At 60.0% G+C, this 25,186-nt stretch carries 25 protein-coding genes; 10 read left to right on the forward strand and 15 right to left on the reverse strand.

All coding sequences use genetic code 11. The features are described from left to right. Positions 1 to 125: 125 nt before the first annotated feature. The 8 genes from AC3RLQ_RS29815 to AC3RLQ_RS29850 form a co-directional block, all read right to left on the reverse strand. Positions 126 to 827 carry a hypothetical protein gene (locus AC3RLQ_RS29815; RefSeq protein ID WP_493032472.1) on the reverse strand — a complete coding sequence of 234 codons (702 nt, stop codon included), beginning with the start codon at positions 825 to 827 and terminating at the stop codon, positions 126 to 128. Between the two features lie 166 nt (positions 828 to 993). Beyond that, on the reverse strand, positions 994 to 2,172 hold the full coding sequence (locus AC3RLQ_RS29820) for a radical SAM protein (RefSeq protein ID WP_487686686.1): 1,179 nt from the start codon (positions 2,170 to 2,172) through the stop codon (positions 994 to 996). Between the two features lie 71 nt (positions 2,173 to 2,243). Beyond that, the gene (locus AC3RLQ_RS29825; protein WP_493032474.1) at positions 2,244 to 3,713 is read right to left on the reverse strand and encodes an ammonium transporter; all 1,470 of its coding nucleotides are present in this window, start codon (positions 3,711 to 3,713) and stop codon (positions 2,244 to 2,246) included. A 15-nt stretch (positions 3,714 to 3,728) separates the two neighbouring features. Further along, a complete protein-coding gene (locus tag AC3RLQ_RS29830) occupies positions 3,729 to 4,430 on the reverse strand; it encodes a hypothetical protein (RefSeq protein WP_422315013.1) in 702 nt (233 codons plus the stop codon). 13 nt (positions 4,431 to 4,443) lie between these two features. Next, positions 4,444 to 4,809, reverse strand: a complete 366-nt coding sequence (locus AC3RLQ_RS29835) for a hypothetical protein (RefSeq protein WP_493032477.1) — start codon at positions 4,807 to 4,809, stop codon at positions 4,444 to 4,446. Between the two features lie 159 nt (positions 4,810 to 4,968). Then, the gene (locus AC3RLQ_RS29840) at positions 4,969 to 6,048 is read right to left on the reverse strand and encodes a pyridoxal-phosphate-dependent aminotransferase family protein (protein ID WP_493032480.1); all 1,080 of its coding nucleotides are present in this window, start codon (positions 6,046 to 6,048) and stop codon (positions 4,969 to 4,971) included. Between the two features lie 284 nt (positions 6,049 to 6,332). Further along, positions 6,333 to 6,785, reverse strand: coding sequence for a hypothetical protein (locus AC3RLQ_RS29845; RefSeq protein WP_493032482.1), 453 nt, complete (start codon positions 6,783 to 6,785; stop codon positions 6,333 to 6,335). A 193-nt stretch (positions 6,786 to 6,978) separates the two neighbouring features. Beyond that, the gene (locus AC3RLQ_RS29850) at positions 6,979 to 7,875 is read right to left on the reverse strand and encodes a sugar phosphate isomerase/epimerase family protein (RefSeq protein WP_493032484.1); all 897 of its coding nucleotides are present in this window, start codon (positions 7,873 to 7,875) and stop codon (positions 6,979 to 6,981) included. Between the two features lie 47 nt (positions 7,876 to 7,922). On the opposite strand from AC3RLQ_RS29850, the gene AC3RLQ_RS29855 reads away from it, so the two are divergent. Genes AC3RLQ_RS29855 through AC3RLQ_RS29865 form a run of 3 tightly spaced genes read left to right on the forward strand, consistent with a single transcriptional unit; the run spans position 7,923 to position 10,389 of the window. Then, complete coding sequence (locus AC3RLQ_RS29855; protein ID WP_493032486.1) at positions 7,923 to 8,717, forward strand: SDR family NAD(P)-dependent oxidoreductase; 795 nt, start codon at positions 7,923 to 7,925, stop codon at positions 8,715 to 8,717. Beyond that, positions 8,714 to 9,613 carry an ROK family protein gene (locus AC3RLQ_RS29860; RefSeq protein ID WP_493032488.1) on the forward strand — a complete coding sequence of 300 codons (900 nt, stop codon included), beginning with the start codon at positions 8,714 to 8,716 and terminating at the stop codon, positions 9,611 to 9,613. The genes AC3RLQ_RS29855 and AC3RLQ_RS29860 overlap by 4 nt, the downstream gene beginning before the upstream one ends. Continuing rightward, entirely contained in the window at positions 9,610 to 10,389 is a 780-nt protein-coding gene (locus AC3RLQ_RS29865; RefSeq protein ID WP_493032490.1) for a sugar isomerase domain-containing protein, read from the forward strand. Before AC3RLQ_RS29860 ends, AC3RLQ_RS29865 begins: the two co-directional genes overlap by 4 nt. Here the strand turns inward: AC3RLQ_RS29865 and AC3RLQ_RS29870 are convergent. Continuing rightward, positions 10,386 to 11,174: a PEP-CTERM sorting domain-containing protein gene (locus AC3RLQ_RS29870; protein ID WP_493032492.1), complete on the reverse strand. Its 789-nt coding sequence runs from the start codon at positions 11,172 to 11,174 to the stop codon at positions 10,386 to 10,388. The genes AC3RLQ_RS29865 and AC3RLQ_RS29870 overlap by 4 nt on opposite strands. Before the next feature lie 218 nt (positions 11,175 to 11,392). On the opposite strand from AC3RLQ_RS29870, the gene AC3RLQ_RS29875 reads away from it, so the two are divergent. Beyond that, a complete protein-coding gene (locus AC3RLQ_RS29875) occupies positions 11,393 to 12,430 on the forward strand; it encodes a methionine synthase (RefSeq protein ID WP_493032494.1) in 1,038 nt (345 codons plus the stop codon). A gap of 36 nt (positions 12,431 to 12,466) precedes the next feature. Beyond that, positions 12,467 to 12,742 (forward strand): hypothetical protein, encoded by a 276-nt coding sequence (locus tag AC3RLQ_RS29880; RefSeq protein ID WP_493032496.1) that lies wholly within the window; start codon positions 12,467 to 12,469, stop codon positions 12,740 to 12,742. Positions 12,743 to 12,961: 219 nt separating this feature from the next. Here AC3RLQ_RS29880 and AC3RLQ_RS29885 read toward each other — a convergent pair whose 3' ends face one another. Both AC3RLQ_RS29885 and AC3RLQ_RS29890 read right to left on the reverse strand, forming a co-directional pair. Continuing rightward, positions 12,962 to 13,795: a PP2C family protein-serine/threonine phosphatase gene (locus tag AC3RLQ_RS29885; RefSeq protein ID WP_493032498.1), complete on the reverse strand. Its 834-nt coding sequence runs from the start codon at positions 13,793 to 13,795 to the stop codon at positions 12,962 to 12,964. Next, positions 13,792 to 14,895 carry an aldose epimerase family protein gene (locus AC3RLQ_RS29890; RefSeq protein ID WP_493032500.1) on the reverse strand — a complete coding sequence of 368 codons (1,104 nt, stop codon included), beginning with the start codon at positions 14,893 to 14,895 and terminating at the stop codon, positions 13,792 to 13,794. The genes AC3RLQ_RS29885 and AC3RLQ_RS29890 overlap by 4 nt, the downstream gene beginning before the upstream one ends. A 149-nt stretch (positions 14,896 to 15,044) precedes the next feature. Here AC3RLQ_RS29890 and AC3RLQ_RS29895 point away from each other — a divergent pair, with 149 nt between their 5' ends. The 3 genes from AC3RLQ_RS29895 to AC3RLQ_RS29905 all read left to right on the forward strand — a co-directional run bounded on the left by AC3RLQ_RS29895 (position 15,045) and on the right by AC3RLQ_RS29905 (position 19,643). Beyond that, positions 15,045 to 18,209, forward strand: coding sequence for a protein kinase domain-containing protein (locus AC3RLQ_RS29895; RefSeq protein ID WP_493032502.1), 3,165 nt, complete (start codon positions 15,045 to 15,047; stop codon positions 18,207 to 18,209). Next, positions 18,206 to 18,922, forward strand: coding sequence for an RNA polymerase sigma factor (locus tag AC3RLQ_RS29900; RefSeq protein ID WP_493032504.1), 717 nt, complete (start codon positions 18,206 to 18,208; stop codon positions 18,920 to 18,922). Before AC3RLQ_RS29895 ends, AC3RLQ_RS29900 begins: the two co-directional genes overlap by 4 nt. Before the next feature lie 67 nt (positions 18,923 to 18,989). Then, a complete protein-coding gene (locus tag AC3RLQ_RS29905) occupies positions 18,990 to 19,643 on the forward strand; it encodes a transposase (protein ID WP_493032506.1) in 654 nt (217 codons plus the stop codon). A 54-nt stretch (positions 19,644 to 19,697) separates the two neighbouring features. Here AC3RLQ_RS29905 and aspS read toward each other — a convergent pair whose 3' ends face one another. Then, the gene (gene aspS / locus AC3RLQ_RS29910) at positions 19,698 to 21,530 is read right to left on the reverse strand and encodes an aspartate--tRNA ligase (RefSeq protein WP_493032508.1); all 1,833 of its coding nucleotides are present in this window, start codon (positions 21,528 to 21,530) and stop codon (positions 19,698 to 19,700) included. Positions 21,531 to 21,647: 117 nt separating this feature from the next. On the opposite strand from aspS, the gene AC3RLQ_RS29915 reads away from it, so the two are divergent. Both AC3RLQ_RS29915 and AC3RLQ_RS29920 read left to right on the forward strand, forming a co-directional pair. Next, positions 21,648 to 23,135 (forward strand): sulfatase, encoded by a 1,488-nt coding sequence (locus AC3RLQ_RS29915; protein ID WP_493032510.1) that lies wholly within the window; start codon positions 21,648 to 21,650, stop codon positions 23,133 to 23,135. A 289-nt stretch (positions 23,136 to 23,424) separates the two neighbouring features. Further along, complete coding sequence (locus AC3RLQ_RS29920; protein ID WP_395733244.1) at positions 23,425 to 24,015, forward strand: sigma-70 family RNA polymerase sigma factor; 591 nt, start codon at positions 23,425 to 23,427, stop codon at positions 24,013 to 24,015. A 91-nt stretch (positions 24,016 to 24,106) separates the two neighbouring features. Here AC3RLQ_RS29920 and dtd read toward each other — a convergent pair whose 3' ends face one another. From dtd to AC3RLQ_RS29935, 3 genes are read right to left on the reverse strand one after another with little or no spacing between them, the layout of a single operon-like run. After that, entirely contained in the window at positions 24,107 to 24,559 is a 453-nt protein-coding gene (dtd, locus tag AC3RLQ_RS29925; RefSeq protein WP_493032513.1) for a D-aminoacyl-tRNA deacylase, read from the reverse strand. A 4-nt stretch (positions 24,560 to 24,563) separates the two neighbouring features. Further along, positions 24,564 to 24,944: an HNH endonuclease gene (locus tag AC3RLQ_RS29930; protein WP_422315662.1), complete on the reverse strand. Its 381-nt coding sequence runs from the start codon at positions 24,942 to 24,944 to the stop codon at positions 24,564 to 24,566. After that, entirely contained in the window at positions 24,941 to 25,168 is a 228-nt protein-coding gene (locus tag AC3RLQ_RS29935) for a hypothetical protein (RefSeq protein WP_493032515.1), read from the reverse strand. Before AC3RLQ_RS29935 ends, AC3RLQ_RS29930 begins: the two co-directional genes overlap by 4 nt. Positions 25,169 to 25,186 lie beyond the last annotated feature (18 nt).

Consider the following 25,186-nt stretch of genomic DNA (forward strand, 5'->3'; position numbering starts at 1 on the left):
GGTTGTCGTTTGCGGTTTTGAGGGCGGCAAGAGTTCCACTGATCAAGATCGAATCAAGATCAAATGCAGTCCGCCCCCGGTTTCCCGGGGTTCGAGCGCGGTGAAACCCTCTTTTGGAGCAGTTTTCAGGGTTTTTTGTCCTCGGCCTTGGGCTCCTCGCTGGCCTTGGGGGCCTCGGGCTTGGATTCCAATCGCGATTCCACGCTGTTTGCAGCCTGCTGGGTTGGCGGTACTTTGAACAATTTGCCAGTGTAGGGGCACTTCACGGTCTGGCCGGCACTCATGCCGGAAACATCCACCAGCTGCGTTTTGCCGGCGAAGGGGCTGTTCACCATGTTGATACGGCCCGGGACTGGGGCGCCGTAGGGCAGGCTTTCAGTGGTGGCTTCGGCACTGTCAGTGATTTTTGGTGCCGGGCTGACGGGAGGCGGATTATTCGCGATGCGCGGAGGAGCCGTGTGGACAGGTTCTTCCACCGGAATTTTCACATCCGGGCTGCGTACCAGCGAGGAACTGCTCGACCGCTTACGAGGCACATATCTGGAACTGCCCAATCCCGTGGAGAGCGTGCTGAAATAGTTGTTGGGCGTGTAACCGGTGCCGTAGCGAGGGCGCTGAGTGTAGGAGGAGTAACGGTGGGCGTACAAAGCACCGGTGCGGAATGGCGGTGACGGTCTCGCAGAGGTCAGGTAGGGAATCAGTCCGTTCGTCTGAATGCTGTGCCAGGCCTCCCTGGGTGGCATGGCGCACTGGACCAGTAGGACGACCGGCGTCAGCATGGCGAACATGCGCGCAACACAGGCGGTGGGGCAACGCGAAGCTTTCATGGATTTTAAGAAGATGAAGGTGATGACGTTGATGCGAAGTGTAACTTCAAACAACGCCTGACCATGCTTGCAGGAGTATGCCCAAAGGGCAAGACAACAGCGTCGTAAAATCCAGTGATTACGATGTAATTCGCTAAATTTCCATACCAGCTAAACTGGATATTTTTTAAGCCGCTTGAGCGATGCCTATCTCCTGATCATTGAGATAGCAGGATGGGTCAGGCGCCCACAGATCGCCGGTCATTTGCAGAGCGCGCACGCGGAAGCCGCCACCGCAGACATCCAGGAAACTGCATTGCGCGCACTTGCCAGTCAGGTGCTGTTTGCGATCCCGCAGGGCATTGAGCGTGGCGTTGTCGCGATTGCTCCAAATGTCGCTGAACTTGCGGTCCTTCACATTGCCCAGCGTGAGCTCATGCCAGAACTGGTCGGGATGCACATTGCCCTGCGTGTCGATGTTGCTGATGCCGGTGCCGCTGCTGTTCGCACCGCCGCCGTTCCAGGTGAGCAGTTCCATCGCACGTGCGGCGCGTTCGGGGTTCTCCCGTTTCAGACGCATGTAGAGGTAGGGGCCGTCCACGGGTTGATCGACGGTCAAAACCTCACGGGGCTTGCCGCTCGCGGCCCACTTGGCGGTGCGGTCGAGGATCTTGTCGATGGCTCCGCGTGTCTCCTCATGCGGCACTTCCATGAGATCTGCCCCACGTCCGCTGTAGACGAGGTGGTAAAAGCAGACGCGCTCGATGTCCTCCTTCTCGATGAAGTCGAGGATGGATTCGATATCGGCGATGTTGTGACGGGAGAGCGTGAGACGCAGGCCCACCTTCTGGCCCACCGCTTTGCAATTTCGAAACGCAGCCACCGCTTTGTCAAAGGCTCCCACCTTGCCGCGGAAGTGGTCGTGCGTGGCACCCATGCCATCGAGCGAGATGCCGACGTAGGAGAAGCCGATGTCCTTGATGCGCTGCGCCCACTCGGGATTGATCAGCGTACCGTTGGTGGAAAGCGTGAGGCGCAGGCCCTTGCCCGTGGCGTATTCAGCCAGTTCAAAAAAGTGCGGGTGGATCGTCGGCTCGCCTCCGGAAAGCAGCAGGGCGGGCACTTTGTACTCGGCGAGATCATCGATGACGGCTTTGCACTGCTCCCAGCTGAGTTCACCGGGGTAGAATTTCGAATCAGAATCTTGGTAGCAGTGGACGCACTTCAGATTGCAGCGGCGGGTGATGTTCCAGACGACGATGGGGCGGCGCTCAGCGGCGGAAGTCGGGGAACCGTGGCCGCGGCCATAGCGCAGGTGGTCCATGGGCTGGGCGACATCACAGTAAAGGCGGGTGAGATTGATCATGACCCGGAATCAACGCACAACCGCGTCCGGGTCGCGCCGCCGATCTTGCGCATTGCGTGACCTAGGTTGCCTCAGGCCTGCTCCGTGGTCTGGAAGTCGGGGTAGGCGTTGGCGGCGTGCTCGGCAAAGTCGAGGCCGTCGATCTGCTCATTGTCCGTGGCGCGCAGGCCGACGAGCTTGTCCACCAGCTTGAAGATGGCAAAGCAGATGGTGAACGCGGTGAGCGTGACCGAAAAGGTGCCCAGCGCCTGCACGCCGAGTTTGTGCGCATCAAAGCCGTCCTGGTTGAAGAGGGCCACGCTGAGGGTGCCCCACCAGCCATTCGCAAGATGCACGGGCACCGCGCCCACGGCATCGTCGATCTGCATGCGCTCCAGCGCGATGGTGGCCACCGTGGTGATGATGCCCGCGATCAAACCGACGACCAAGGCGGAGGCGGGAGAAATATTGGCGCAGCAGGCGGTGACTCCGACGGCCCCACCCAGCGAACCGTTGAGCGTGATGCCCACGTCCGGCCGGCCTTGCACAAACCACATGGAAATCATGGCGGAAAGGGCGGCTGCCGCAGGAGCGATGGTGGTGTTCACCGCGATGCGGCCAATCGTGCCGTTGCCGATGAGGGTGGAACCGGCATTGAAGCCAAACCAGCCAAACCACAGGATGAACACCCCGAAAGCGGCGAGTGGAATGTTATGACCAGCGATCAGTCGCGGCGTGCCGTCCTTGGCGAAGCGGCCATGCCTTGCTCCGACGACCAGAATGCCAGCCAGTGCGCATGCACCACCGCAGCCATGCACCACTGTTGAACCAGCGAAATCGACGAAGCCCAGCGCCTCCAGCCAGCCCTTTTCTCCGCCGACTCCAAACGCGCCGCCAAAGCTGCCCCAGGCCCAATGCCCACCGAGCGGATACACAAGGCCCGCCAGGAGGCCAGCATAAATCAGGTAGCCGACGAATTTCGTGCGCTCAGCCATGGCTCCGGAAACAATGGTGCAGGCGGTGCCGGCGAAAACGACCTGGAAGAACCAGAAGGCCCACAGCTTGTCATCTGCCGCGTGATTGGAGATCCAGAAACTGTCACTGCCGATCCAGCCGCCTGCGCTGGTGCCGAACATCAATCCAAAGCCGATGAACAGGAACACGATGGCGCTGATGCAGAAGTCGAGGAAGTTCTTCATGATGATGTTGATGCTGTTTTTCGCCCGTGCGAATCCCAGTTCCACCATCGCAAATCCGGCCTGCATCACAAAGACCAGCGCTCCCGTGGCCACCATCCAGACATAGTTCAGATTCATCTGCACCGTCTCAATGTCAGACTTCAGGGCTGCGTCTGCCGGCGTGCTGGCAACAGCGGGAGCCGCCGCGGCGGGTGCGGTTGCGGGTTTCACGGCTTTGGCCACCTCATTCAGGGTGCCCTGGCTGGCATCCAGCTTCTTAATGATGGTGTCGAGCTTGGCCTCTATCTTGGCGTTGCCTTCCTGGGCAGACGCACAGGTGAGCAGTGTGATGAAGGCAAAAAGGCAGGCGCGGAAGTGCAGCATGTGTGGGGGTCAGGTTCAGAATTTCAAATGTTCCATCGAGGCGTCGAGTTCGACGAGCAGCTGGCGGCGTTTCGAGGTGTTCGGCACATGCTCGATCACGCTGATGGCGAGCTTGCGCACCTCCGTGGCGGAAAGGCGGTAGGGGTCGGGGATTTTCGCTTCGTCAATGGTGCGTTGGATCAGATTGCTGGCCTGCGCACGGCCCATGACCTTGCCCAGCACGCCTTCCACGCATTTGCGCACAGCTCCCCACTGATTGACGGTCGTTTCTGCTTTTTCGGTGAGCTGGGAGAGAGCACGCGGACTTGTGACGACGAGTTCTTCGATGCCGTCTGCCGGCGGCTTTGAAGCTGGCTGCGCCTCCGTAGAGGCATCGTTCAGCACCTTGGCGTGATCATTGAGCATCACCGATGCGGCGCTGGCCGCGAGATCGGAGTCTGCCCGTGAGGTGAGGAAGAACAGCATCACCGCTTCATCCTGCGTCACAATGAGCAGGGAGCCGCCGTCAAATTCCAGGAAGACCTGGTGCATTTTTCGACGCACCTGGCGGTAGCCGTCGAGCATCTGGATGATGATTTCACGCAGGTTCTCCGCACGCGTGTCGGAGAAGGGCATCTGCCGGTGGATGGTGTTGCGGCCTTTGAAAAGCATTACGCCTGCCACGCCGTCGAGGCGTTGCAGGGAGGCTGCGGAGGTGATCACAGAATTCAAACTCATGAGGAAATCGGGATCAGCGTGCCAGTGACTCGCGCACCTGTTTGATCGACCTGCGGTTGCTGCTGATCATTCCGTGCCAGCTGCCAGTCTTTTCCCCCGTGCTGATGGATGTCTGACCTTCCCTGTCTTCCACGATGGCGATTTCCAAACGGCGCATGCCGAGCGTCTCCGCCAGCTTGTCTGCGAAGTACCCAACATATTTCACCTCGCCGGCGAAACGCTGGGCGGATTCAGTGTCGCCACCTGACAGAGTTTCGCGTCCCTGAAAGGACTCCATCTTGATCAGACCAGGATCGGGTTCCATGCGGACGATGTTGCTGGGTTGCGCACCCGCAGCGTGGCGGGCTGATGAGATCGGAATGATGCGAGTTGGTTCCATCTGAATGCTTATTCAAAGCATCCCGCGTGCCAACACGCCTCACACCTCGTAACAGGTTTGTGAACGCTGGCCGATGCACAAAAAAGAACGGCCCTGATTTCTCAGGGCCGTTCGGCAATGGATGAATCACCCTCAGGGGTGAAATGAGGCGGGTATCGACTAGAGCTTGGCGAGGCTGTCATCCAGCGCGGCGATGACCGTGCTGATGCTGGCTTCGGACTCGTCACCCATGTTGGAGACGCGGAAGGTCTTGCCCTTCAGCTTGCCGTAGCCGCCGTCGATGATCATGCTGTGGTTCTTCTTCAGCAGGGCGATGAAGGTCGCCACGTCGATGCCCTTGTTGTTCGCCACACAGGTCAGGGACTTGGAGCGGAAGCCTTCGGGGGCGAAGAATTCGAAGCCGTTGCGGCGCACCCACTCGTGCACCATGCCGTTGAGCTTGGCGTGACGGGCGTAGCGGTTGTCCACGCCTTCGGCGAAGATCTTCTGCAACTGGTGGCGCAGGCCGTAGATCAGGGAAATGCAGGGCGTGCTTGGCGTCATGCTCTTCTCGCCGTTGGCCTTAAACTCCAGGAAGTCGAAGTAGTAGCCGCGATCATTGATCGTGGCCGCACGGGCCATCGCCGCCTCGGAGGCGGTGAAGAGTGCCAGGCCCGGAGGCAGCGCGAAGGCCTTCTGGGAACCGGTCAGCAGCACGTCGATGCCGAGTTCGTCGAAATTCACCGGCACGGTGGTGAAACCGGACACGGAATCCGTGATGAACATCACATCCGGGTACTTCTTCTTCAGCGCGGCGATTTCCGCGATGGGGCTGAGCACGCCGGTGGAAGTTTCGTTGTGAATGAAGGTCACAGCGTCGAACTCGCCGGTGGCCAGGCGCTTGTCGATCTCGTCGGCGCGCACAGGCTGGCCCCACTCCACGGTGTAGGCTTCGGCTTCCTTGCCGCAGCGCTTGGAAACGTCCAGCCACTTGTCGGAGAAGGCGCCGTTGCAGCAGTTGAGAACCTTTTTCTTCACCAGATTGCGGATGGAACCTTCCATCACGCCCCAGGCGGAGGAAGTGCTCAGAAACACCTGCTGTTTCGTGCCGAAGAGAGTCTGCAGCATCGGCTGGATCTCGGCGTAAAGGTCCTGAAACCCCTTGCCGCGGTGCCCGATCATCGGCTGCGCCATCGCAGCATAGGTGTCAGGGCTGACTTCAACGGGTCCAGGGATGTAAAGTTTGACGTGGGTGCTCATGCTTTGGGTGGAAAGGGGGAAGCGGATTCTAGGGCGCTCCGGCGGGCGCGCAAGGGCTGTGTGTGCATGCTTCAGGAGGGGCTGAAGGCAGCTCGTTGTCAATCCATCCCGGGACTCCGGCGCATTGTGGCGTTGTGATCAGGGAGCTATGTTGACCGGCCGATCAACGAACGTCTAAGCTGCGGCAAAGTCGAGCGCAAGTCTCGGCTGACACGACAGCTGGCTAAGAGCAGTTGCCATCAGCGTTTTGTTCGCCCTCGTTTGGTCGATAGTCGTGGATGTGGTCATGTCGTCCAGTCTGTAGATAGCAGTGAGCCGGCATGTGAGCAAGTGGCCATAGGCCACAAGATATATCCATCGATGTCTATTTCAGGGTCAAAGAACAGCTCAGCGACACCTGTGGACTCAAATCGAAGCTCTCGAAGAATGAGATGGGTGGGGATATGCTGGTCCGGAAAGTCATGCGGCGGGCGAAGCATGACCAGTGATGCTTCTGTGAGTGATGGCAGCAAAGGCATGAAGTGATGTATGAGCGCCTTCTGCTCGTCGGTGGGGGACTCTGATCTGCCTCGAATCATGATGTTTCCGGCATCGCTGTGCTGATGAATGAACCACGATGAAGAAATCCGACAAAAGGTGAACTCTCCCAAATCAGCGTCTATGTGCTTCGTGAAGTGCTGAAGAGGCAAAGGCTGCTTAATCCCAAACACGCGCTGGACTATGCCTCGGAGATTCATGCGAGTGGCGCTGATAGGCTGGCGAATTATTGAATAGCCGACAAATCTGTCGAGATGTATCTGCACTATGTGCCACAGGTTTGTCGATGGGCTGTAGGATTGTAGAATATGACGTACAAGGGCGTCATATTTTCGTGTTTAACATGACGTGAGTTGCAGGCCTCTCCATTTCCCAGGAAACGAACCCACTCCATCACGCCCAGCCCAGCCACCCGCTCAGTGTCTTCATATCCCGCACATGCGCCTCGCGGAAACCCTTCAGCACCGCAGCATCCTTCGGATCCCCTTCCAGATACTCCAGATGCAGCGAAATCGGCCCACTGTAGCCGGTTTTCATGAGCATCTTGCCGTAGGCGGGGTCCACCTGGCCTTCACCGAGGGGGACAGTGACGAGCTTGCGGCCGTCCCATTTGAAATCTTTGAAGTAGGCGGCGCCGATGTGGTCTTTGACGAGATTGAACTCCAGGGGCCAGGACAGGCCGCCTTCGCAGGTGGAGTGCAGGATGTCGTAGGCGAAGCTGAAGTCTGCCGCCGGATACTCGCGCATGATGGAGAAGATGTCCCACACGGGCGCGCCGAAGTAGTCCTTGCCGCTGTGGTTCTGGAACATGGGCTGGATGCCGATCTCCTTGCACAGGGCCACGAGGTCCTTGATCTTGGGCCGCACGGCCTGGAGCTGCTCCCAGATGGGCTGCTTGAGGTCGTACTTGTAGTAGTTCATGCGGAAGCGCTTCACGCCCAGCTTCGCCGCTGTGCGCAGCACTTCTTCCGTGCGCTGCTCCTTGCTCACCTCGTTGATACCCGAGGTCAGGATGGTCATTTCCAAGCCCTGCTTCTTCAGCGACTCGATGTACTTCGGCAGCTCATCCACCACCTTTTCCGGTTCGATGTGTCCTTTGGGCCGGATCGGCGACTCCACGCCATTCACGCCCATTTCTGCGCCCAGCGTGGCGATCTCGTCATAGCTAAGGCCGATCAGGTGCTTGGTGAAAAAGCAGACGGTGTTCTTCGATTTCGGCGTTTCCGCCATCAACGGAGCCGTAAAAGCCAAACTTGAGAGGTTGCGAAGGAAAGTACGTCGTGTGTTCATGAGGAAGCTTGAACAACGACATCGCACGTCCGACTCCTTCACTCAACATGCATTCCCTTTCCGGCCAGAACATCATCCTCATGGGCGGCACCACGGGGCTGGGTCTGTCTGCGGCGAAAAAGCTCGTCGCGGCGGGAGCCCGGGTCGTTGTGAGCAGCCGCTCACAGGCGAATGTGGATGCCGCACTGGAAGTCCTCGGATCGAACGCGCGTGGCTTCGCAGCAGACGCCGCCACGCCGGAGGCGGCGGAGCGTGCGGTGGAGCTGGCGGTGGGTGAATTTGGCAAGGTGGACGCTCTCTACCACGTGGCCGGCGGCAGTGGCCGCAGCCGGGGAGACGGGCCGCTGCACGAACTCACCAATGAAGGCCTGAGCTACACGCTGGACCTCAATTTGAACTCCGTCATCTACTCGAACCGCGCCGCGATCCGCCAGTTCCTCAAGCAGGGCAGCGGTGGCGTGATCCTCAACATGGCCAGCGTGCTCGGCTATTCACCCTCCGCGCAGTTTTTCGCCTCCCATGCCTATGCTGCGGCTAAGGCGGGCATCATCGGTTTCAGCAAATCCATCGCCGCCTACTACGCGCCGCAAAACATCCGCGTGAACGTCATCGCCCCCGCCTTGGTCGAGACGCCGATGTCCCAGCGGGCGGTGAGCAACGAGACCATCATGAACTTCGTCAAAACCAAGCAACCGCTCGACGGTGGCCGCATCGGCCAGCCTGAGGACTGCGATGCCGCCGCTCTGCTCCTGCTGTCGCCCGATTCCCAATTCATCACCGGTCAGGTCCTCGCCGTGGATGGCGGGTGGACTGTTAGCGAGGGCCAGCTCCAAGCATCATGAGCCAGGCCATCGGAATCGATCTCGGCGGCACAAACATCAAGGCCGCTCTCGTGGACACCGCCAGTGCCCGCACCCTCGCTACGCTTTCAAAACCCACGCGTGATGGGGAGTTAGACGGCAACACTCCGCGCTTCGCCCTCACCGTGCGTGAGATCGTGCATGAGTTCGAAGCTCAGGCCGGGCAAAAGCTTCGTGTAGGTCTCTCCGCACCCGGATTGGCAAATCCGGACGGTCATTGCATCGACTGGATGCCGGGACGCATGCACGGGCTCGAAAAATTCCATTGGTCCACCTTTCTGGAGCGCGACTGCCGCGTGCTGAATGATGCGCACGCCGCGCTGCTCGGTGAAGTCTGGGCCGGAGCTGCGAAGGACACGCAGGATGCCTTCATGCTCACGCTCGGCACCGGTGTTGGCGGCGCGATCTGGAGTGGCGGACGCTTGCTCAAAGGCAAGATTGGCAGGGCAGGGCATCTCGGCCACATCACCATCGATGCGAATGGACTGTGCGATGATTTCGGCACCCCTGGAAGTCTCGAAAGCGCCATCGGCAACCAGACCATCGCCCAGCGCGGTGAAGGCCGCTACGCCACCACGCATGCGCTGCTGGATGCTTTGAGTGCAGGGGAAGCCTTTGCTGCCAAAGTCTGGCTGGCCTCTGTGCGCAATCTCGCCGCCGCCATCGCTTCCCTTATCAACGTGCTTGATCCCGAAGTCGTCATCGTCGGCGGTGGCATCGCTGTCGGCGCTGGTCCCCGCCTGTTTGAGCCCTTGCGGCAAACCCTCGCGGAGTTTGAATGGCGGCCCGGCGGCCATCAGGCCCGCATCGTTCCCGCCCAGCTCGGCGACAGCGCCGGATGCCTCGGTTCCGTTTTCAATCTCCTGCAACACTCATGACTCCCGCCCTCCAATACCTCGACGCCAGCCAAGGCCTCCTCAACCGTGTCCGTGATCAGCTTCCGCTCATCCAGCAGGCCGCTGATATGTTCGCCAAGACGATCCTCGCCGGACAGATGGTGCACGTCTTTGGCTCCGGCCACAGCCGCATTTTGGTGGAGGAAATGTGGCCGCGTTACGGCTCCTTCCCGGGCTTCAATCCCATCGTCGAGCTCTCGCTGACCTTCCATAACCTCGTCGTCGGCGCGAACGGCCAGCGGCAGGCCATGTTCCTCGAAAACGTCAGCGGCTTGGCGAACCGCATCCTGCGGAACTTCGATCTCATGCCCGGCGACAGCGCCCTCGTCATCTCCAGCAGCGGCTGCAATGTGGTCCCGGTGGAAATGGCCGAGGAATTCCAGCGGCGAGGCGTCAAAGTCGTCGCCATCATCAGCACCACGCACAGCGAGGCCAGCACCAGCCGCCACCGCGATGGCAAAAAACTGCAGGACTTCTCCGACATCGTCCTCGACACCGGCGCGCCCGTTGGCGATGCCATGATCAAGATCGAAAATCTCGACACCCCCGTCGCCCCCGGCAGCACCGTGGGCGGCTGTTTGCTGGTGAACGCCGTCAAAGCCGAAGTGGCCGACCGGCTGGTCAAAGCCGGTCAGCCGCCGAAGGTGCTCACGGCGGGAGCAGTTGTCGGAGCTGAGAAAGCCACCGAGTTGTTTGAAGCCGCGTATGACGAGCATGCGCGACGGATCGCGAAGTATTATGCGAAACTGGGGGCCTAGGCCTTTCCCAGTCTTCTCCTGCGCATTAGCATCAGCACACCCACGGAGGCGATCAGCGCGCTGCCGCCGGGCTCTGGCACGGGGGTGGCGGATATATTCAGGTTCGAGATGGTGGCAAAGTCGGTGCCGAGGCTCAGTGCGGTGGCGCCGACCTGCGCATCACCAATGAACCGCACGCCAATGGGGCCGCTGGGAACGGTGCCATCAATAATATAGTCCAGATTCACAGTGCCTGTCGTGACACCCGAGCCCAGCAGGCCGGCGATGTTGATCTGGGAAGTGTTGTTGGTGCTCGTCAGCGTGTTCCCCAGGCCGTCGATCAGTTCGAAGGTGAAACTCGGGTTCAATCCCGCCACGGAGCTGAGCAGGCCGTTGTTGCCATCCACATCAAAGCTCACGCTGTAATGGGTGTTGGGGGTGTAGTTGAGAACATCCCCGGGAGTGTCGAAATAAGCCACCGCCTGCCACCCATAGTGAATGCTGGTGCCGGCCCCCAGGAGGCCGAGCAATGAATTGTTGTCGTTGCTGATCTGAAACTGCAGGGCTGATCCTGTCAACGCCACCTGCGCGGCGGATTCGGTCAGGCTTAGGAGAATCGTCGCGTTGGCACCTCCCTGGGCGGTGAGATCCCACAGCCCCCGGGTTGCAGTGGTGGAGCCGTTTGAAAGAGTGATCGAGACCAGCCCTCCGCCCGGGACATCGTAAGTAACGGGTGCGGAAGAGGGGAAAATCGAGCTGTAGCTGCTGCCGGTGCCGACGAGTGGCGTTTGGGCATTAAGTGACAAAATAGTAAGTAAATTAGTTAATATAAATAAAATAAGCGGGTTAGTTTTCATAAGGATGTAAGTTTTCAAAAGTACTCTACGAACTTAGTTAAGTCGTCGCGTGCTAAACTAAGATTTAATTTAGAAGCGGATGAGGCGAATGAACCTTTCCGCCGCATCGGTTGTGTTTTGCCGCTTGGCTTTGACGCTGAGCTTCTTGCGTCGATAAGCTGCTCCATATGCAATCCCAACCCCTCCGCACCTCCGTTATTGGCAGTTATCCGTTTCCCGGGTGGCTCGAGTTTTCGGCCCGGCATCTCGCCGAATTCGGCAGCGCTGACATCGCGGAAATGCAGGACGACGCGGCGCAGGTGGCCATTCAGGATCAAATCGCCTCAGGGCTGGACGTCATCACGGATGGCGAGCAGACACGGTTTGACTTCAATTTGTCCTTCTACGGCTTCATCGAGGGCATCGCGCTGGAGCCTGCCAGCCCGCGACGCTTTGGACCGCCGGCGCATGATCAGCGTGGCAAGCATGAGATCGTGGGCGAACTGCGCGCCCCGCGTGGCCTGGGCGTGGTGGAGGAGCTTGAGCGCCTGCAGCGTCTGGCCTTACACACCGGCAAGCGCTTGAAGGTCTCCGTTCCCGGGCCCTACACGCTCAGTGGCCGACTGGCGCCGAATGCGCAGTACAAAGACCGCTACGCCATCACGGAGGCGCTCCTGCCCATCGTGAACCAGGAGATCGCGAATCTCGTGGCGGCGGGTGCGGAAGAGATCTGCGTCGATGAACCAAGCATGAGCTGCTACGGCTACCGCGAAGACACGAAGCGATTTGTGGACATCTTCAACCGCACCGTGAGCAGCGGCTACGGCAAGACGCGCATCTGCACGCACCTCTGCTTCGGCAATTTCAAGGGCCACCCCGTGGGCTGGCGCAAATACGCGCCGCTGTTCCCCGCCTTCCTCGATCTGCACTGCGACGAAGTGCACGTGGAGATGGCGAACCGCGAATACGCCGAACTGGAAGTCATCAAGCCGATGGCCGAACGCTATGATGTCGCCGTGGGCATCATCGACGTGAAGAGCTACCACATCGAAACACCGGAGCAGATCGCCGATGCCGTGCATGCCTGCTTGAAGCACGCGCCTGCGGACAAGCTGGTGTTTGCGCCTGATTGCGGCCTAAGCCAGACTGCACGCTGGGCGGCGAAGAAGAAGCTGGCCAGCATGGTGGCGGGGGTGGGCATCGTGAAACGCGAGCTGGGATTGTAACGGCAAATTCTCCAATACCTGGCTAGTTCAGCCGTCATGGAGAGTCCGACGAAAGCAACACCGGCAGGCTGTGTCATCGGCCTGGTGGGCATCGCGCTCGTTGGTTATGCCATCGTTTGCGGGTGGGTCTGTTATCTCGGCATTCAATCCACCGAAATCGTGGAGAAAGGAAGTCTGCTGCGCTTCTATGGCATCTCGTGCGGAGTGTCGCTCATAGGCGGCCTCTGGCTGCTGCGTCTTGGCTGGCGGTGGGCCTTGGACTCGGACATGTCCGAGCCGGATGATCCTGGCAAGCCGAGCGTGCGTTTTTGAATATCAGACTTGTTGCTGATGCTGGCGGCGTTCAGGCCGTAGGTTGGGCGTGTTTAGCATCGAGTGTGTAGTGATGCTCCATGGCATTCTTCGCCAAACCGCCCGACTGCGAGGACGTTCGCACGCCGTGGTGTTAGCCGTACGCTCAGAGACGGGCGGGCTGTCGCCACACCCCGTCCTACTAACAAGCATGCACTGCCGGACTTGAAGTCCCAGCTGCTACCCGATCTTCACCACACCCACCGTCGTGTTGTCCTGACGGTCGTTGTTGATGCGACGGATGGCAAAGATGATTGCATCGGCGATCTTGTCCGCCGTGGTGTGTTTGCCAAAGCTGAGCAGTTCTTCCAGCGCCTTGTGGGTGAGCGTGAAGATGCCATCGCTGGCGGCGATGACGATGTCACCTTTCTTCAGGGACCAGGGCTCGGAGGGTGTGTCGATCATCGCCAGCGGCATGCCCAGAAGTGCGGCCTGCAGCGTGTGGCGGTCGGGGTGATTCTCAGCTTCCTCGCGGGTGATCTCACCACGGTCTGCACGGGCATCAATGAGCGGGGAAAGGCTGTGGTCGGCATTGAGGCGATGCAGCACGCCATCGCGGAAAAGGAAGAGTGGCGAGTCGCCCACGCTGATCCATTCCATCGTCTTCGGCGTGATGAGCACGCCCACCATCGTGGTGCCCATGGGCGGAGCCACGCTGGGCATGCGGCTGGTAATGATGCCGAGGGTCTCATTCGCTGTCTCGACGGCATGCTTGAGCTTCCAGGAAGTCGGGCCGTCCTGCTCATGGTAGGCACGTACAAAAGCGTTCACCCCGATGTAGCTGGCCACACTGCCGCCGGCATGCGCGCCGAGTCCATCGCCAATGACGAGAAGCAGGCGCTCAAGGCTGCGCTCCTCGGGTTCGGCGGCGTCGGCAAAGGCATAGTAGTCTTCCTGATTGTCACGACGGCCCCGATACTGCCTCGCGGCAAAATCCTGCTCCTGAATGAAGGCAGGTGGCTGGGATTCAAACAGGGGGACTCGATCGGTCAGGACGGTGGTGGTGGCGCTCACTCGGCGGAAAACTGGTAAATCGTGGTGCTGCTAAATTTTTCACCCGGGCGCAGGGTTGCGCTGGGGAAGGCGGGATGGTTCGGACTGTCGGGATAATGCTGCGTTTCCAGGCAGAAGCCATGACGCTTTGCATAAATATGCCCCGCTTTGCCCGGCACGCCATTCAGGTGGTTGCCGGTGTAAAGCTGCACCCCGGGCTCCGTGGTGCGCACGGTCATCACCCGGCCGCTGGCGGGATCTTTGACGGTGGCGGCCAGCTTCATGCCGGTGCCGGACAAGACGTAGTTGTGATCATATCCGATGCCCTGAATGAGCGGTTTGAAATCCGCACCGATGCGTTCGCCGATCTCATGCGGGGTGGTGAAGTCCAGTGGCGTGCCCTTGATGCTGGCGATCTCTCCCGTGGGGATGAGATCGTCATCGGTGGCGGTGATTTGGTCCGTCGGAAGCGTCAGCACATGGCCCAGGATGTCACCGTTGCCTTCGCCTGCCAGATTGAAGTAGGCGTGGTTCGTCAGGTTCAGCACCGTGGGCTTGTCCGTGGTGGCGTGGTAGTCGATCTTCAGGCTGTTGTCCTCGGTCAGCGTGTAGGTCACCGAGCACTGCAGTGTGCCGGGGTAGCCTTCCTCGCCATCCGGACTGGTGTAGCTGAGTGCCACGCCGTTCGGGGTCGGTTTCGCGGACCAGAGCTTTTTGTCGAAGCCCTCCTTGCCGCCGTGAAGCTGGTGCTTGCCGGAGTTGGCGGTCACCGGGTACTCCACTCCATCGAGCTTGAACTTCGCATGGCCGATGCGGTTTGCATAGCGGCCCGCGATGCAGCCGAAGAAGGGGTTTTTGCCCAGGTAGCCGTCCAGCGTGTCAAAACCGAGCACGACATCGGCAAACCTGCCGTTTTTGTCAGCCACCTTCACCGCGACGATGTAGGCGCCCCAGTTGGTGAGGCTGACCTCCATTCCTTTCGCATTCCGCAGCGTGAAGAGTTTCACTTCCTCACCCGCCGGGGTTTTTCCCCAGATGGAGGATTCAACACTGGCAGCAGGTGACGAACCGGAGATCGACATGAAAAGCAGGAAGAGGGTTGGCAGCGCGAGGAGGCGCATGGTGGCGGGTTGGGGAAGTTGGAGCGCGAGTGTGACGGTATTGCTCGATTTTCGCAAGAAGGGATTCCATGACCCGGGATGAAGTTTCTGGCTTGCACCGCATGATCGTGTGTAACCTCCGCCGCCACATTCCCCATGCAGCCGGTATCATGGACACTCCCACGCTCTCATCCGATCCCTTCCACGGGCTGAACCCTGCCGACCTGATGGCCGCTGCTGCCATGCCGACGGACGGTGGCGCAGACACTCTGCCGCTCGCCCCGCGTGACCTGCCTACGCTCGCGGAAATCGCCGCTGCGTTTCCCGATCTCGAAATCCTCGATCTCATCGGCCACGGCGGCATGAGCGCGGTTTTCCGTGCACGGCAGCCGAGGCTGGACCGCATGGTGGCGCTGAAGGTGCTGCCCAAATCCCTCGCAGCCACGCCGGGCTTTGCAGAGAGGTTCACGCGTGAGGGGCGCGTGCTCGCACGGCTCAGCCATCCCAACATCGTGACCGTGCATGACTTTGGCGAGAGCGGCGGCTTCTGCTTCCTCATCATGGAATATGTCGATGGCGTGAACCTGCGGCAGGCCATGCGTGCCGGCCGCTTCACCCCGGAGCAGGCGCTGAACATCATCCCCGTGATGTGTGAAGCATTGCAATACGCCCACAGCCAGGGCGTGCTGCACCGTGACATCAAACCGGAGAACATCCTGCTAGATACGAAGGGCAGGGTGAAGATCGCCGACTTCGGCATCGCCAAGATCCTCAACGAGGACGGCGACGGCGGCATGATGCTCACCCAAAGCGGTGCCAAGCTCGGCACCGCCCCCTACATGGCGCCCGAGCAGATCGAGAAGCCCGGCAGCGTGGACCACCGTGCGGACATCTACAGCCTCGGCGTGGTCTTCTATGAGATGCTCACCGGCGAACTTCCGCTGGGCCGCTTTGCAGCACCTTCCGAAAAATCCGCCGTGAATGGCAACATGGACGAGGTCGTGTTTCGTGCGCTGGCCAAAGACCGCGCCATGCGCCAGCAGAGCGCGGGCGAGTTCAAAACGCAGATCGAAGGCATCGCCTCCATGCCGCCGCAGGCGCGGCGCTCGCTGGCCATGCGGTTCAGCAGCTTTGAGTACAAGTCCAAGCGCACACTGCTGGGCAGGCCGCTGCTGCACATCACCTCAGGCATTGATCCCACGACGGGGCGCAAGCGTACTGCACGTGGCTTCTTTGCTTTTGGAGACCGGGCTGTGGGAGTGGTGGCCTTTGGTGGTTATGCGCGTGGCTTGTTCGCCTGTGGTGGCATGGCCGTCGGTGTTTGTGCGCTCGGTGGCATGAGCATTGGCCTCATCTCCTGGGGTGGGTTTGCTCTCGCATTGCTGCTGGCCTATGGCGGCCTGAGCATCGGCTTTTTATCCGCAGGTGGCCTGGCCTTGGGCTGGGAGGCTGCGGGAGGTTTGGCGGCTGGTGTGCATGCGTATGGCGGACAGGTGTATGCTCTTGTCAGCGGTATGGGCGGGCAGGTGCACGCACCACATGTGATCAAGAATCTCACGGAGGCACCGCCTCTGCTGCTATGGCTGGTGCGGGCTACGAATGAAAGCGGCTTCCTGGCAACGTGGATCTGGCTGCCAATGATGCTTCCATCTGTGCTCATGCCGTGGTGGGCGCGCAGGCAGCTCGAATTTGAAGCGCAGGGCGGTGCCCAACGCCCGACCGCATGGCATGAGCGCCCCTCGCGTGTGCTCTGGTTAATTCCAGCTGTTGTCCCCTTGTTTCTGTCTCTCAGCTGGATGACGCGCCACTGGGTGCATGCGAGCCAGACCGGGGTGACCGCACAAACTTTGGTCGCGTCCGGGATTGAAATCATTGGCAGCATCCTTGCATTGCTCAGCCTGCCGCTCTGGCTGCGTCTGGTGCCGATGAACTCCTTTTACGGCGTGCGCCTGCCCTCGACCTTTCTGTCCGACGAGCGCTGGTATGATGTGAACGCCGTTTTTGGGAAGCATCTCTATGGCTGGTCGCTCACCGTCGTCGCTGCGGGCATCGCGGGCATTTATCAATTGCCGCGCCATCAGGACGCCTACTCATGGGCTGCCATCACGCTCACGCTGGTCGCAGTGGCTGCCTCGGTGGTTTCCACGTTGGTATGGATGCACCGGCATCCGGTGGGGCGTCCTGCCATCAAGCCTCATCGGCTCGTGCGGAATCTCGAGCTTGTCATCCCGGTGGTCGTGTTGATACTGTTCGTCCGCTCGTTCATCGCCCGGCCTTATTTTATTCCGAGTGGCAATGAACCGGGGGTGGCTAAAAACAGCCGTTGGATCGCCTCGCATCTCGACACCGGTTTCGCCCAGGGAGACCTCATCGCCTATGCACATGAGAACGGGCAGACCTGGCTGGCGCGTGTGGTTGCTGTCGAATCCAAAGGACTGCTGCTGAAACGCGGCGGCAATCCCGAGGAATACTTGATGTCGTGGGACAAGATCATCGGGAAGATGCTGTTTCCGTATTATTCGCCGAATGAGTTAAAGGGGGCCGGTCTCACTCCAGCCGTTTCGCCGACAAGTCCGGTCATTGAAGGAAGTGCATCTGCGCTGCAGCACAAACCTGTGCTGAAGTTCACGCGTCTCAAACAAAACCGCAAGGAGTGGCAGTGGCCGGTTTACTCTCCTCAGGGCAGGCCTGTGCCCGCAAACGAGTCCGAACCGCTGATCGAGAAATCAACAGGCGGGGATGTAGAAAACCAAAGCGATGAGACCTGCTGGCTGCAGCTCTGGTTTGGGCATCCAGACTTTGATCAGTACAGTGTGCTGAGGGTGGACATCACAGACGTGAACGGCCAGCCCTTGCTAGATCGAGATGCAGATATTGCCGGACCTGGCTGGTCGTCTGACAAGCCGACGCCTCTTCTTAAAAGCCTGGTCATCAGCCCAGGCCGTCGCGGCAAACTGCCCGAGAAGGTGCGCATCGTGCTGCACTACAGCATTGGGCCGTGGAAATACGGCTCCAATGTTCCTACTGACTTCAATGGCTCCATGGCTCTTGGAGATGGCTGCCTGCTTGCTGCATTGGGTGAAGATCATGATCAGCGTGCTTTTCTCGCGTGGTCCAAATTTGAAGATGAGACCAGCTATGATGGGGTGGCTTTGCTGAAGAACGGAACCTCTTTGGGCTCTGTCGGCAAGTCCAGCAGCGGAACCCGCAACAGCGTGACTGAAAGGATCTATTTCCCGACACCTCTGCGAGAGGTGGAACGCTTTCGAATACGCAGCCGGAAAGTTCAAACGGTCACGTTCGACTCGGTGGTTATCCCTCCTCTTCCCCAATGACCTCCTCTTTCCACGAGACCCGCTGGACGCTCGTCTCCCGCTCTCGCGGCGAGGACACGCAGGCGAAGGCTGCGTTGAGCGAGTTGTGCGAGGCTTACTACGCACCCGTGATGGCGTTTCTGCGGCGTGATGGGCGTGCGGAGGATGTGGCGCGGGATCTGGCGCATGACTTCTTTGCCAAGCTTCTCGCGGGCGGGACCATTGACGGGGCCGATCCTTTGCGTGGGAAATTTCGCAGTTACCTGCTCACGGTCTTGAAACGCTTTGCTGCCAATCAACGCGAGCATGATCGTGCTGCCAAGCGCGGCGGCGGCCAGATTCATGCGGTGATCGACGGTGACTCCGACACGACCGGCGCGGGCCTGCAAATCGCCGACACGCGCACCGAAGCACCGGATGCGGCCTTTGACCGCCAGTGGGCGCTGACCTTGCTCGCGCGTGCGCTGGCACGTTTGGAGTCCGAGATGCGGGATGAAGGTAAGTCAGAGCATTTTGATGTGTTGAAACCGTGGCTGACAGCGGAAGCCGATGCGACGCCACAAAGCGAAGTGGCCACGAAACTCGGCATGAGCATCGAAGCCATCAAAGTGGCCGTGCATCGCCTACGGAAACGCTTCCGCGAGGCGGTGAGAGCTGAGATCGCGCAGACGCTTGGAGAGGCGGGAGACGTGCGCGAAGAACTGGACGCACTGATGGGCGCGTTGCGAAAGTAGTCCAGTTGCGCCGCAACTGGAGTCTTGAAACCGGTTGCGGCGCAACCGGTCAACTTTACGCTGCCGCATGGACTTTCGGTTCTTTGATCCAGGAGCGAAAACGGAGATCAGCCAAGGCAGCCTGCCGCACTGGGAGCAAGCGAACGCCTACTACTTCATCACCTGGCGCACGGCGGATTCCATCCCCGCAGATGTCTTCGAGAAATGGGATGCGGAACGGTGTACATGGCTGAGAGATCATGGCATTGATCCCACCTTTGAGGACTGGCAGCGCGAAGTCGAAATGCTGCCCGAGCGGGACCATCGGGAGTTCTACCGCCTCTTCACCGCCAAGTGGCATGGGATGCTGGATGAATGCCACGGCGAGTGTGTGCTAAAGCAACCAAGGCTGAGTGAGATCGTTGAAGAAAATCTGCGGCACATGGACGGCGAAAAGTATCAACTGGAGGCTTTCGTGGTCATGCCGAATCACGTGCATGTGCTGGCAGGCATTCGTGGGCGCGGCGACATGCAGAGTCTCTGCCGAAATTGGAAACGCTACACCGCAGGTCGCATCAATGCCCTGCTGGAGAAGAGCGGCCAGTTCTGGCAATGGGAGAGCTTTGACCACGTCGTACGCAGCCCCGCGAGCCTGGAGAAATTCCGGGAGTACATCCTGAAAAATCCCATCAAGGCCCGCTTGAAGGAAGGCGAGTTTCGAGCATGGGCGAAGCCAAAGTAGCCCAGTTGCGCCGCAACTGGAGTCTGGAACCGGTTGCGGCGCAACCGGTCAACTTTAGGCGGTCGCCACCGCGGCAGTCTCCGGCTTCTTCTCCTTCCAGGTGCTCTGGATGTAGATTTCGCGCAGGGTCTTGAAGTCGATGTTCGTCGGGCTGTCGGTCATCAAGTCGCTGCCTTTGTTGTTCTTCGGGAAGGCGATGACTTCGCGGATGCTGTCTTCTCCGCTCACCAGCATGGCGATGCGGTCCAGACCCAGGGCGAGGCCGCCGTGAGGAGGGGCGCCGAAGCGGAAGGCGTCGAGCAGATGGCCAAACTTGTGGGCCTGCTCTTCTTCGTTCACGCCGAGGACGCTGAACATCTTGGCCTGCAGATCCTTCTCGTGAATTCGGATGGAGCCGCCGCCGAGTTCGTAGCCGTTGAGGACCACGTCGTAGGCTTCAGCGCGCACCTTGCCGTACTCGCCGGCGTCCATGAGCGGGATGTCCTCGGTCTTCGGACGGGTGAAGGGATGATGCACGGCCACCCAGCTCTGCGTTTCGGCATCTTGGGCGAGCAATGGGAAATCGACGACCCAGAGGAAGTTGAAGGCGGTGCTGTCCTTGGTCAGCGCGGTCATGTTGGCGATCTCGACGCGCACGCGGCCGAGGATGTCGCAGGCTTCCTGCCAGGTGCCGGCGTAGAAGAACACGATGTCGTTTTCTACGACGCCGAGCTTGGCGATGAGGGCCTTTTGCTCGTCTTCGCTGAAGAACTTCCACAGCGGGCTCTTGTATTCCAGCACGCCATTCGCATCACGCTCCACCTTGATGAAGGCGAGCTGCTTCACTTTCATGCCTGCCTGCGTGGCAATCTCGTTGAGGCGGATCATCTGCCCGGTGGTGATGCCGGCGAAGCCCTTCGCGTTGATGGCACGCACGACGCCACCGTTCTCGATGGTGCTGCGGAAGATTTTGAAGCCGCTGTTGGCGAAGACGTCGGCCATGTCCACGATCTCGTTGCCGTAGCGCGTGTCCGGCTTGTCGGAGCCGTAGCGGTCCATGGCTTCCTGATACGTCATGCGTGGGAAGGGCGTGGGGATGTCGCGGTCGGTGCCGGCCTTGAACATTTTGACCAGCAGGTCTTCGACGAGGTTCAGGATGTCATCGCGCTCGATGAAGCTGGCCTCGATGTCGATCTGGGTGAATTCAGGCTGGCGGTCGGCGCGCAGGTCTTCATCGCGGAAGCAGCGGGCGATCTGGAAGTAGCGCTCAAGGCCGGCGACCATCATGAGCTGCTTGTACTGCTGCGGAGCCTGCGGCAGCGCGTAGAAGCGGCCGGGGTTCAGGCGGGCAGGCACCAGGAAGTCGCGTGCGCCTTCCGGTGTCGGGTTGCTCAGGATCGGTGTTTCCACCTCGATGAAGCCGGCGGCGTCGAGGCAGTTGCGTGCCGCGTTGGTGATCTTGTGACGTGTGCGGATGTTCTTGCTCATGCGCTCGCGGCGCAGGTCCAGGTAGCGGTACTTCATCCGCATGTCTTCGTTGGACAGTTCACGATCGAGCTGGAAGGGCAGCACGTCGGCCTTGTTGAGCACTTTGAATTCGGTGGCGACGATTTCGATCTCTCCGGTGCCGAGCTTGGCGTTTTCCGTGCCGGTGAGGCGTGCGGCCACCTTGCCGGTGATCTGCAGCACGTCTTCGTCACGCAGGTGATGGCTCTGGGCGGCGAGCTCAGCGTTTTCTTCCGGGCGGAAGACGACCTGGGTCAGGCCTTCGCGGTCGCGCAGGTCGATGAAGATGACGCCGCCATGGTCGCGGGCCGAATTCACCCAGCCACAGAGTGTGACGGTCTGGCCGATGTGCTCTGAGCGGACGGCGTTGCAGTGAAAGGTACGGTAGGCGTTGGGGATCATGGCTGAAAAAAGGGCGCGTAGAGTCGGCGGATTCGGCCTGCGTGCAAGGGGTAAGGCAGGGCCAAAACGGGGGTTTTGGGGCAAGGTCGGAGCCGGGCGGTGCGTTCCCTTCGGCCTATGTTTTGGAAATCACTGCTCCTTCTGGGCGTTTTCGCCGCTGCGCTGCACGCCGCTGAAAGGCCCAATGTCGTTTTCTTCCTCGTCGATGATCTCGGCCAGCGTGATCTGGGCTGCTACGGCAGCACCTTCTATGAGACGCCCCACATTGACGCTCTTGCCAAAGAGGGTGCGCGTTTCACGGACGCCTACGCCGCCTGCCCGGTGTGCTCACCCACTCGCGCCGCCGTGCAGACGGGGCGCTGGCCGCAGCGCACGGGCATCACCGACTACATCGGTTCTCCGCTGAAGCCGGAAGGCTGGAAGCGCAACACCCGGCTGCTGCCCGCCCCGTATTCGGACCGTCTGGCGCATGAGGAGATGACGCTGGGCGAACTGATGAAGAGCGCAGGCTACGCCACCTTTTTCGCCGGCAAGTGGCACCTCGGCCCCGAGGGCTTCTGGCCGGAGAATCAGGGCTATGATGTGAACATGGGCGGCAATGATCGCGGCGGCCCGTATGGCCCCGGCAAATACTTTGTGCCCTATGGGAATCCGCGCCTGCCCGACGGCCCGCCCGGAGAGCACCTGCCGGATCGACTCGCCACGGAGGCCAACAAGTTCATCGAGGCCCACAAGGCCGTGCCCTTCTTTGCCTTTTTCTCGTTCTACTCCGTGCACACGCCCCTGCAGTCGCGGCCCGATTTGCAGGCGAAGTATGAGGCCAAGCGCCAGAAGCTCGGGCTGGAGCCCAAGTTTGGCCGCGAGGAGCCGCGCGATGTGCGCCTGGTGCAGGAGCACGCGGTGTATGCTGGCATGGTGGAGGCCATGGACGCCGCCGTGGGCAAGGTGCTGGCCAAGCTGGACGAACTGGGCCTGGCGAAAAACACGATCATCATTTTCACCTCGGACAACGGCGGCTTGAGCACCAGCGAGGGCTCGCCCACGTCCAACCTGCCCCTGCGCGGCGGCAAGGGCTGGCTCTATGAAGGCGGCATCCGCGAACCGCTCATCGTGCGCTGGCCGGGCGTGGTGAAGCCGGGGGCGGAGGTGGGTACACCGGTGTGCAGCCCCGACTACTTCGCCACGCTGGCGGATGTGACCGGCACCCAGCCGACCGTAAGAATCGATGGCGTGAGCCTGCGGCCCCTTTTGGAAGGTAAGGGGGCGCTGCCCGAGCGCGCTCTCTTCTGGCACTACCCCCACTATGGCAATCAAGGCGGCGCCCCCGGTGCGGCCATGCGCCGTGGCGACTGGAAGCTCATCCAGTGGTTTGAGCACGACCAGCCTGAGCTTTTCAACCTGAAGGACGATCTCAGCGAGACCAAGAACCTCGCCGCCCAGGAGCCTGAGCGTGTGAAGGCCATGCTCGCCGAACTGCAGGCCTGGCAGAAAGACGTGGGTGCCCTCATGCCCACGAAAAACGCCGGGTACGACCCCGCCAAGCCCAACGGGCGCGGGGTGCAGGGCAATGGCGGCCGGAAAGCGGCGGCTAAAAAAGCCAAATAGGGCCGAATACAGATCGCGGATAAATTTTGCCATCCAAAGGCTCGCCGGGCATCGATTCATGGGTGCGCTGCTCTGTTGTGCACCTTGGAGTCGTCATTTTTGGGGGCTCAGATTCAGTGGGAATAAAAGCAGGATCGATCCGTCACATATTAAGCAGGCTGATGCATCTCAGCGCCGTAAAGTTAGACAAAATTCGATATAAAATTAGACAAAAGAGAAACAAATCTTTGACGAAAGGTCGTTTGTCGCAATTATTCCAATTTGTCAGGTAACCCCAATCACCATGAACATGACTGAAATTTCCCCTGAGGTTGACCCCAATGTCGTCGAAGACATCCGCCTCCTGAAGCGCATCTCGGAACGCGATTCCGCCAGTTTCCAGACTTTCTACAAGAAGTACAGCGGCCTCATCTTCGCCTCGATCTCCAACGTCTTGAACGACCACCACGACACGGAGGACGTCATGCAGGAGGTCCTCGTGCAGGTCTGGAACAAGGCCCACCTCTACGAACCCCGCAAAGGCAAGCCGCTTACTTGGCTGACGACTTTGGCCCGTAACCGTGCCATCGACCGCATCCGCTCCAAGCAGCGCCGCTCACGCCTGAACGACGACTTCGAGTCCGAAAACAAGAAGGACCAGTACGAGTTTGAGCCCTCCGGCCACGAGAACCTCGAGTTCAAGGAGCGCGACACGATTCTCCACAGCGCCGTGTCCCGGCTCACCCAGGATCAGCGCGAAGCCATCGAGCTGACTTACTTCACCGGCCTCACCCAGGCCGAGGTGGCCGAACGCCTGCACGAGCCTCTTGGCACGATTAAAGCTCGCATTCGTCGCGGTGTGAACCGCCTCGAGACGCTGGTGAAGCCTAGACTTGCCTAACTTTCCAACCCCCAAAACCTGGAAAACCCAAATGAGAAGGGCGGACTTCGGTCCGCCCTTTTTATGTTCATGAGGCAGACAGGGCTGCTTTTCACTCTCTCGCCCGTGAGTCGATGCAGATGGTCACCGGCCCGTCATTGACCAGAGCCACCTTCATGTCGGCACCGAAGATGCCGCGCGCCACAGGCTTGCCCATCTCCGTTTCCAGCAGCGCTAGGAACTGTTCATAGAGCGGGATCGCAGTCTCTGGCCGTGCAGCGCGGATGAAACTGGGGCGGTTTCCCTTCTTAGTACTCGCATGCAGCGTGAACTGGCTCACCACCAGCAGCTCCCCGCCGATGTCCTTCACACTGAGGTTCATCTTGCCCTCCGCATCGCCAAAAATGCGCATCTGCGTGAGTTTCTGAACCAGCCAGGTCGCGTCCTCCAGAGTGTCCTCATTTTCGACGCCCGCGAGAATCATCAAGCCCATGCCGATCTGGCCGGTGATGGTGTCTTCGACGGTGACGGAAGCGGAGGAGACGCGTTGGAGGACGAGGCGCATATGTTTATCCAGCAGCACGGAGATCTAGCTGATCTGCGGAGTTTATGTTCAAGACCTGAATAGTCGTCCGACCAACGGCGGTCTTGCCAGTGAGGCGGATTCCCTGCCATGCAAAGTGGTCATTCCAGTTTTGGAGACGAGGATGAAACAGCTCAGTCACAGTGCCTGTCAGAGGATCAATGCCTGTGAGATTAGATCCTTTGTGCAAATTGCAGTCGATGCATGCGAGAGCGAGGTTGTCAGCATCATCGGAACCCCCGTGTTTTCGCGGGCGGATGTGCTCAATGTGAAGAGCTGCCAATGGTGAATCGTCCTGATGCAGTCGGCAGTACTCACAGCGCAAGCCTGCTCGTTGGCGAACGAATGCTCTCGTCGCTTCGGTCACGAGGCTCTTTCAGATTGCATTTTCCGGGCCTGCCGACGGAGTGTGGCTACAAATTTGTTGGCCTGAACATAGCCTTCATATTCATCACGCTCATCGGCGGTCAATTTATCTTCGGTGGACTTGGTGGCAAGTTCCTCAATGCGGGCGCTCAAGGCTTGATCTGGTTTCACAGCCAGCACTGCCGCCTCCTTGCCAGGGAGCAGGAGGTTGAGCAACGGATGCACGCCGCGATGGAAGGCAGA

The sequence above is a fragment of the Prosthecobacter sp. GW821-HT29F12 genome (assembly GCF_058803405.1).